Annotated in this window: 7 protein-coding genes and 1 pseudogene; 1 reads left to right on the top strand and 7 read right to left on the bottom strand. The window is 64.5% G+C overall.

Annotated elements, in window-relative coordinates; genetic code table 11:
* The 7 genes and pseudogenes from PHX69_RS00300 to PHX69_RS00270 all read right to left on the bottom strand — a co-directional run.
* Positions 1-408 (bottom strand): annotated as a pseudogene (locus PHX69_RS00300) (isocitrate lyase); the annotation flags it as partial.
* Between the two features lie 335 nt (positions 409-743).
* Positions 744-1,892 carry an MFS transporter gene (locus PHX69_RS00295; RefSeq protein ID WP_502958445.1) on the bottom strand — a complete coding sequence of 383 codons (1,149 nt, stop codon included), beginning with the start codon at positions 1,890-1,892 and terminating at the stop codon, positions 744-746.
* A gap of 197 nt (positions 1,893-2,089) precedes the next feature.
* A complete protein-coding gene (locus tag PHX69_RS00290) occupies positions 2,090-3,658 on the bottom strand; it encodes an ABC transporter substrate-binding protein (RefSeq protein WP_119013446.1) in 1,569 nt (522 codons plus the stop codon).
* A 31-nt stretch (positions 3,659-3,689) separates the two neighbouring features.
* The gene (locus PHX69_RS00285; RefSeq protein ID WP_288041788.1) at positions 3,690-4,502 is read right to left on the bottom strand and encodes a MetQ/NlpA family ABC transporter substrate-binding protein; all 813 of its coding nucleotides are present in this window, start codon (positions 4,500-4,502) and stop codon (positions 3,690-3,692) included.
* A 253-nt stretch (positions 4,503-4,755) separates the two neighbouring features.
* Positions 4,756-5,421 (bottom strand): methionine ABC transporter permease, encoded by a 666-nt coding sequence (locus PHX69_RS00280; RefSeq protein ID WP_119013442.1) that lies wholly within the window; start codon positions 5,419-5,421, stop codon positions 4,756-4,758.
* 3 nt (positions 5,422-5,424) lie between these two features.
* Positions 5,425-6,468 (bottom strand): methionine ABC transporter ATP-binding protein, encoded by a 1,044-nt coding sequence (locus tag PHX69_RS00275; RefSeq protein ID WP_288041786.1) that lies wholly within the window; start codon positions 6,466-6,468, stop codon positions 5,425-5,427.
* Positions 6,469-6,659: 191 nt separating this feature from the next.
* Positions 6,660-7,898, bottom strand: coding sequence for an MFS transporter (locus PHX69_RS00270; RefSeq protein WP_288041785.1), 1,239 nt, complete (start codon positions 7,896-7,898; stop codon positions 6,660-6,662).
* Positions 7,899-8,267: 369 nt separating this feature from the next.
* Between PHX69_RS00270 and PHX69_RS00265 the strand changes: the two genes are divergently transcribed.
* A complete protein-coding gene (locus PHX69_RS00265) occupies positions 8,268-8,828 on the top strand; it encodes a hypothetical protein (RefSeq protein ID WP_288041784.1) in 561 nt (186 codons plus the stop codon).
* The last annotated feature ends 83 nt before the right edge of the window (positions 8,829-8,911 follow it).

The raw sequence follows: 8,911 nt of genomic DNA, 5'->3' as shown, positions 1-8,911 counted from the left end.
GAAGGTGTTGTTGATGCGGCGCACCATGGTGGGCACCGAGTCGTAGGCGTACAGCGACTGGTCGGGGTACATGGTTTCCGACGTGTTGCCGTCAGCGGCCACTTGCCAGCCCGACAGGTACACAGCCTCCAGACCTGCCTTGGCTTGCTGCATGGCTTGACCAGCGGAGATAGCGCCGAAGGCATTCACGTAGCCCTTCTTGGCACCGCCGTTGACCTTTTCCCAGAGCTTTTCAGCGCCGCGACGGGCCAGCGTGTGCTCGATAGGCAGCGAGCCGCGCAGACGCACCACGTCAGCAGCGCTATAGCCGCGCTTGACACCCTTCCAGCGGGGGTTGGTGGCCCAGTCTTTTTCCAAGGCGGCAATTTGCTGTTCGCGGCTGAGTTGTTGGGTCAGGGATTGGGGCATGTGGTCACTCCAGAGGTTGTTGAATTTACAGGGCGGCAGTGCGTCGCTCACAGAGCAACTTTAAGTCTTATACAAGACTAAAGCAACCTCTTATGTCTTATATAAGACAAAAGAATTTTTCTTTTTAAATCAATTACTTAATATCTTATTTTCACAATATGAATTTTTTATTTCTGTTGCGAAAAATAAAAGCACATGGTGAGCGTTCTTTTTTTCACTATGTAGAAAATTTATTTCATTTAACGAAAAATGATGCCCCTCCCACCTTGTGCGCAACGCAAGGCCGCGCCGCCCTCCTCCCCCTGCTGCACCCAGGCCTGGTGGTCCAGCCGCACTCAAGCCGTCTCGATGACCGGGGTGTTGCGCGCCAGCACAGCCAGCCCGGCAGTCAGGGCGGCCATGGCGGTGCAAAAAATCATGATCGCCACCGGCAAACCCAGGTGGTCGGACAGCCAGCCCACACCCAGAATCGGCACGATGGTGCCCAGGTAGCCCACCACCAGGTACGTGGAGAGCAAGCCCGAGCGCATCTGCGGTTGCGCCACCTTGTTGACGATGGCAATCCCGGCCAGGTTGACCAGGCCATGGCCGCTGGCCGTGGTGAGCACGCTGAGCACAAACAGCGCAGGCCAGCCCGTCCAGGTGGTGGCTATCAGCAGCAGATTGCACACGGCCAGCAAACCCAGCCCCCAGATGGCACAGGTTTTGGTGTGTACCGGGCGGGCCAGCCACTGAAAACCGGCTGACAAAAACAAAATCATCGCAATGGACAAGCCGCTCACGGCAGGCCCGTGCCAGGGCACCATTTGCACCATAAAGCTCGGTGCCAGCGAGGCATACAGGCCAAAAATCCCGAAAGTGCTGAAAGCCCCCAGGCAAGCGATCAGAAAAGGCCGACGCACGGCAGGCAGCGGCAGGGTGATGCGCGGCAGCCAGTCGCGCGCGGTCAGGGCGGGGGCGTTGGCAGGCAGCGCCACGCGCACCTGAAACAGCGCGTACAGCGCCAGCACGCCCAGCACCAGACTGGGGATATAGGCGCTGACCAGGGGCTGCGGCAGCCACTGCGCGATCAGCCCGCCCACCAGCGGCCCCAGACCAAAACCCAGCGCCATGGCCAAACTGGTCATGGCAGAGGCACGCATGACGTTGCCACTGCGGCTGAGCTGGGTCAGGCCGATGGAGGCCGAGGTGGTGATCATTCCGGAGGCAATGCCGATGAGCACGCGGCTGACGACAAACGACACCACGCTCCAGGCCGCCGCCGACAACAACACCCCCGCCGTCACCAGCGCCAAACCGCTGCGCAGCACCGGCAAAAAGCCAAACCGGTCACTCAGCCGCCCCAGAAACAGCAAACTGGCCAACGCCCCGCCCATATAAGCCACATAGATGCCGGTGATGTGGCTGGGCTGCAGTTGCCACTGCGCCTGGTACAGCGGGTACAGCGGACTGGCCAGGGCCGTGCCCATGACCCCCACGCACATCGCAAAACAAACCCAGGCAAACGGGGGCCAATGGCGTTGCATAAAAAATGGGGGCCTGCCAAGGCCCCAGTCAAGTGTGAAGCGGCTCTTTTAACATGAAAACAGCCTAAAACGCACGCCCAATGGGCGCAAGCAGCTCTTCTTTTAGGAGCAAAACAGGCTGTGGCGCTGCGCCATGCGCCCACAGCCCGGCGCCATCAGGGCGCCACGCGCACCCAGCGCAGCTCCAGCCAGTTGTCGGCGCGGTGGACCACGCTCACGTTGGTGCGGGTGGCCCAGGCGCTGTACTGGCGGTGCAGCGGAATATGGTGAACCTGGTCGTTGTGGCGCTTGAACACCTGTTTGATCAGCGCCTTGCGCTTGTCCGGGTCGGCCTCTTTGCTGGAGGCTGCGGCCAGCGCGTCCAGCTCATCGTCCTTGAAGTTGCCCCGGTTGTATTCGCCCACGCCTTTCTCACCCCGGTTGCGGTAGATGGGCGTGAAGGTGGTTTCGGGGTCGGTGATGGAGCCGCCCCAACCAAACAGGTAGGCCGAAGTGTCGAGCTTGTCCAGCTTGGCAAAGAACAGCGCTTTGGGCTGGGCATTGACGCGCACTTTCACGTTGGCCTTGGCCCACTGCGCCGCCAGCGCCTGGCAGATGCGCTCGTCGTTAACGTAGCGGTTGTTGGGGCAATCCAGGGTGAACTCAAAGCCCTGCGGGTAGCCCGCTTCGGCCAGCAGCTTTTTGGCAGCGGCCAGGTCAAACGGCAGGCGCGCCTCGATCTCGGGGTCGTTGAAGCTGCCCAGCGGCGATGGCATGAGCGCCCCGGTCGGGCTGGACTGGCCGTTCATCAGCCGGGTTTTGATGGTTTCGATGTCGGTGGCGTAGTACAGCGCCTTGCGCACGCGCACGTCCTTGAACGGGTTTTTGCCCTTGCTGCCGTACAGCAGTTCATCACGGCCCTGGTCCATGCCGATGTAGAGGACGCGGTTTTCCGGCCCCTCCACCACCTTGATCTGCGCGGTGCTGCGCAGGCGATCAAGGTCGCGCGGGGGCGGGTCGAGCACCAAATCCACCTCGCCCGAGAGCAGCGCCGCCGTGCGCGTGGCATCGCTCTTGATGGGCGTATAGACCACCTGCTGCACGTTGCCCTCTATCTGGCCCCAGTAGTTGGGGTTGCGCTTGAGCACGGTTTTCACATCGGGCTCGCGTTTTTCCACGATCCAGGGGCCGGTGCCGTTGGCGTTGAAAGCCGCGTAAGACTCTTCCTTGCTGGCAAAGTTTTGCGTTTGCGTGGCCTTGTGCTCCTCGGCCCAGCCCTTGCTCAGGATGTAGAGCGCGTTGAGGTGCTGCAAAAACACCGGGTTGAACTGCGGCAGGTTGAACTCCACCGTCAGGTCATCGATCTTGCGCGCCTCGCCCAGGGCGCTGGCGTAGGCGGCGATTTGCGACGTGGGCTGCTTGGCGCGTTGCAGCGAGAACACCACATCGTCTGCCGTGAACGCGCGGCCATCGTGGAACTTGACGCCCGGGCGCAGCTTGAACGTCCATTGCAGTGGGCCGTTCTGCTTCCACTCGGTGGCCAGCTGCGGGACGATGTTGAGCTGCTTGTCGCGCGCCACCAGAAACTCATAAATCTGGCCGTTGACCACGTTGGTCAGCGACTCGTTCTGGGCATACGGATCGAGGGTGAGCGGGTCGCCCGCTGCGGCCCAGCGCAAAGTTTGGGCCTGGGCCGCCCCCAACAGCGAAGCGGACAACAGGCCAAGGCAAAGAAGGTGTCGCATAGGTGGTGCTTTCTGAAGTGCAGTGGCGGGCTCAGAACCCGGGCAGCACCGAGCCCTTGAACTCGGTCTGGATGAACTGGCGAATTTCTTCGGTATGGTAGGCCTTGAGCAGCTTGGCCACCCAGGGCTTGTCTTTGTCGGCCTCGCGCACGGCAATCAGGTTGACGTAGGGGCCTTTGGCGTCTTCCAGCACGATGGCATCCTTGGTCGGGTTCAGGCCCGCCGGGATGGCAAAGTTGGTGTTGACCGCCGAAGCGTCCAGATCGTCCAGCGAGCGCGGCAACTGGGCCGCATCCAGCTCCACAAACTTGAGCTTTTTCGGGTTGGACACCACATCCAGCGGCGTGGCCTTGAGGCCAGCGCCTTCCTTGAGCTTGATCAGGCCACTGCTTTGCAGCAGCAACAGCGCGCGGCCACCGTTGGTGGGGTCGTTGGGCAGGCCAAAGCGGGCGCCGTCTTTCAGCTCGGCCAGGCTCTTGACCTTTTTCGAGTACAGACCCATGGGGAAGTTGACCGTGTAGCCCACCGACACGATCTTGTAGCCCCGGTCTTTGACCTGCGCGTCCAGATAGGGCTTGTGCTGGTAGGCGTTGGCGTCGAGGTCGCCCGAGGCCAGGGCTGCGTTGGGCTGCACGTAGTCGCTGAACTCGATCACCTGAATCTGCAAACCCTGCTTGGCCGCGACTTTTTTCACTTGCTCAAAAATCTGCGCGTGCGGGCCTGCGGTGACGCCGATTTTCAGGGGCTTGTCCTGGGCCAGCGCCCCGGTGGCAAAACCAGCGGCCACAGCCACGGCGAGGGCAGATTGCAACAAAGAGCGCTTGTTCACAGGGACACCTTTCATTCAGAGATGGCTTGCATCCTAATACCGGCCCCATAGAACCCAAACGACTGAATTTCTATTTCTTTCGACTGCAATCGCATATGCCAACGCCGCTGCGCCGTGGCGGCACGGCCTGCGCCGGGGCCGCTGCCCCAGTCCTGGGGGCGGGTTGCAGGGCCTGATATTTGAGGTCAAATCAGGCTCCAGCACCCGGCCATCAAGCGCAAGCAGCTATCAAAAAAGGAGTATTTTGAACGCCGATGCGCAGCCACACTCAACGGTGGCTCAGGCGGCGCACAACCCAGTCGCCCAGGCTCTGGATGGCCTGCACGAAGAAGATCAGCACCACCACCACGGCCAGCATGATGTCGGGCAGAAAGCGCTGGTAGCCGTAGCGGATGCCCAGGTCGCCCAGACCACCGCCGCCAATGGCGCCCGCCATGGCCGAGTAGCCCGTCAGACTGACAAAGCTGATGGTCAGGCCCGCGACGATGCCGGGCAGCGCCTCGGGCAACAGAATCTTCCAGACGATCTGGCCGGTGGTGGCACCCATGGATTGCGCCGCCTCGACCAGGCCGTTGTCCACCTCGCGCAGCGCGGTCTCGACCAGGCGCGCAATGAAGGGCGCGGCCGCCAGCGTCAGCGGCACCACGGCGGCGCCCGTGCCGATGGACGAGCCCGTAATCAGCCGCGTGAACGGGATGATGGCCACCAGCAAGATGATGAACGGCGTAGAGCGCACGGCGTTCACGATCCAGCCCACGGTTTTGTTCAGCGGGCCGTTCTCCAGCACGCCGCCCTGGTCGGTCAAGCGCAAAAACACGCCCAGCGGAATGCCAATCAGCGCCCCCACCACGCCCGAGATGCCGACCATGACGATGGTTTCCCACAGCGAGGTGGCAAACAGCTCCAGCATCATTTCCGAGAAATTTTCAAACATCGCTCAATCCTTGCTCACCACTTCTTCCACCTGCACGCCCGCAGCGCGCAAATGGGCAATCGCGGCGCGCAGCCGCTCGGCCTCGCCGCTGGCAAACACGGCCAGCGAGCCAAAGGTCTGGTTCTGTATCTCATCGACCTGGCCGTGCAGGATGCTCATGTCCACGCCAAACTCGCGCACCATGTGCGAGAGGATGGGCTGGTAAGCGCTCTCGCCCGCATACGACAGGCGCAGCAACTGGCCCGCGCCGCCCTGCAACTGGGCCGAGAGTTTGCGCACATGGGCCAGCACGCTGGCGGGCAGCTCTTGCGGCACGATCTCGTCGATCAGGCTCTTGGTGATGGCCTGCTGCGGGCGGGTGAACACCTCCAGCACGCGGCCTTGCTCGGCAATGCGGCCAGCGTCGATCACGGCCACGCGGTCGGCAATTTGCTTGATGACCTGCATCTGGTGGGTGATGAGCACCACCGTCAGGCCCATTTCCTGGTTCACCTGGCGCAGCAGGTCGAGGATGGAACGCGTGGTTTCGGGATCGAGCGCCGAGGTGGCCTCGTCGCTCAACAGCACTTTGGGGTGGCTGGCCAGCGCGCGCGCAATGCCCACGCGCTGCTTTTGCCCGCCACTGATCTGCGCCGGGTAGCGGTCGGCCAGGGCGCTCAACCCCACCAGCTCCAGCAGTGGGCCTACGCGCTGGCGGATGGCGGCCTTGTCCATGCCGGCCAGCTCCAGCGGCAGCGCGGCGTTGTCAAACACCGTGCGCGAAGACAGCAGGTTGAAGTGCTGGAACACCATACCGATGTCGCGGCGCGCGGCGCGCAGGTCGGCGTCCGACAACCGGGTCAGGTCGCGCCCGGCCACGATCACCTCGCCGCGCGTGGGCCGGTTGAGCAGGTTGATGACGCGCACCAGCGAGCTTTTGCCCGCGCCGCTGCGCCCGATGATGCCGAACACTTCGCCCGGCGTGATGTGCAGGTCGATGCCGCGCAGGGCCTCGACCGGGCCTTGTGGGCCCTGGTAAATCTGGGTGATACCCCGTAAGTCGATCATGGAAGCAAAGCGCCGCGCCCGTGCCGGTGTTGCGGGGCACCAGGCAGGCGGCGGCGCGTGAAGTTGGGCAGGGCAGTAATGTAATGCTTTGGCATAAGAGGCCAAAGCATTTCGTTATTCAGTAATAACAAACCCTGGCAAGCCGCAAATTCCAAGGGTAAACCCGCAAAACCACCCCAGGGCCGTTGCCATCATGACCAAGCGCGCAGTTTGCGCGACACCAGCACGCCCAGCACCCCGACCCCCAGCGCCGCCAGGGTGAACATGGGCGCCAGCAGGCCCCGGTCCACGCTGGCGGCCATGGCCAGCACGCCGCAGGACTGCCCCAGAAACAACAGGCAGGCAAACAGCGTGACCGCCGTGCCCCGGGCCTCGGGCGCCATCTGTGTGGCCTGGGTTTGCAAGGTGTTGTGCAGCATGTAAAAGCCCAGGCCCGAGGCAAAGCACCCAGCCACCGCGCCCGCCATCCAGGGCGACCAGGCCAGCGCCAGCAGACCCGCCGCCAGCAGCGTGCCGCCGGTCAGGGCCAGGCCGCGTTCGCCCAAAGCAGCCAGCCAGCGCCGCGCGAACAGGCTGTAGCACAGCCCGCCCACGCCATACAGCACCATCACCGCGCCCGCTGCCGAGGCGCTCAGGCCAAAGCCGTCGATGAGGCGGCTGGGCACAAAGGCCAGCGTGCCAAACGCGCAGGCGCCCTCAATGGCCGTGACCGTGAGCACCCAGCGCACCCGGGGCACGCGCAGCAAGGCCAGCGTTTTGTGGACATAGGAGAGCGCCGATGCCGGTGGTGCCGCAGCCGCTGTAGCTGTGGCCGCTCCAGTACCCGCAGCCGAACCGGGCGCAGGTACCTGCACCGCAGCGCCCTGCCCACCGCGCAACTGGCGCAACAAACCTGCCGCTGCCAGTGCAAACAACAGCGCCAGCGCAGCAAACGCACTGCGCCAGCCCCAGTTTTGTGCCGCAAAGCCGCCAAACCACTGGCCAAACATCATCCCCGAGACGGTGGCGCCCATCAGCCGGGCCAGGGCCTCTTGGCGCTGGGCGTAGGGCACCTGGTCGCCAATCCAGGCCATGGACAGCGGGATGATGCCCGCCGCCGCCGCCCCCATGGCCGCGCGCGCCAGCACCAGCAGCGTCAGGCTGGGCGCCAGCGCGGTGATGGCGCTGAACACCGCACAGCCCGAGGCGGCCGCCGCAATCACCCGCAGCTTGCCGATGCGGTCGCCCAGCGGGCCGTAGAACAGCTGCAACACGCCGTAGGCCACGGCAAACGCGGCCACCACGGCAGAGGCATCGCCCGTAGTCACCGCAAACTCCTGCGACAGCGTCACCAGCATGGGGTCGCACACGCGCATGGCGGCCATGCTGGCAAAGGCAGCCAGGCCGATGGTGCGCAGCATCACGGTGTCCTGGGTCACGGCGCTGGGCATGGCGCACCCCCCGGTGGCTGGGCAGCGCAGCGCGCCGCCCGGCAAAGGGCCTGGGGGCAGGCAGAAGGGATCGGGCACTCGGGCCGAGAGGCAAAAGAAAAGGAAAAATCCAGCACGACAGCACACAAGGCCCACCGGCAGCGGGCCGCTCCAAACAACACGGGCCGCCATGGTACGCGCGCTGCGCAGGCATTGCAGCGCCCCGGTTTTTATCAAAAAGGTGAGCTGCTAGCGCAAGCCCCGCAAGGGCTGGAGGCCGATTTGGCTCCAAATGGGCATTGCTTTGTCTGCGCAGCCCCCAACGACTGTGGCCTGCACCGCGCACCCGGCAGGGCGGGAACCATTGCCAGCGCGCCCTATCATTAGCGGATGCGCCGTGCTTTTTATCTGTGGATGGTTGTGCTGCTGGTTCTGCGTGGACTGGTGGGCAACGCCATGGCCTACGAGGCGTGGCCCGGATCGCCCCCACAGCCTATGACCAGCGCACAGCAGCACCACGCCAGCGCTGGCGATCCGGCGCAGCACGGGCACCTGGCAGACGCCGGTGCCACCACCCCAGCCCACAGCGCGGGCAGCGGCGGCGAGCGGCACACCGGCACCGCCACAGCGCCAGCTGACGCCGCCCAGAACGCGGCCATCCCTGCCCACTGCACCACGCTGCCAGCCGCAGCCCACGCCACACCCGACGCCAACGCCCACGGCGACGCCAACGCCCACGGCGACGCCAACGCCCACGGCGATGCCGACGCCAGTTGCGACGCGGGCCACGGCCCCGCCTGCACGGCCTGCGATATTTGCTACTCGTCGGTGCTGGCCGCCGCCCTGCCTGCCAGCGCCATCGTCCCCCCGGTGGCCACAGCGCCGCCACAGCGCGACGCCTGCTTCTCCAGCGCCTGCGCGGCGCAGGACATCAAACCCCCCATCTCCTAAGCCTGCCAACGGGTGCGTGCACTGGCGTGCCGCCCCAGCGCGTGCCCCGGCACGCGCCGCCCTTGGTGTACCCGGCACCCGCC

Origin of the sequence: Simplicispira sp., from assembly GCF_028687295.1 — a bacterium.
GTDB lineage: Bacteria > Pseudomonadota > Gammaproteobacteria > Burkholderiales > Burkholderiaceae_C > Simplicispira > Simplicispira metamorpha.
The sequence above is the reverse complement of the archived record's forward strand: the minus strand, read 5'-3'. Positions and strand labels throughout refer to the sequence as shown.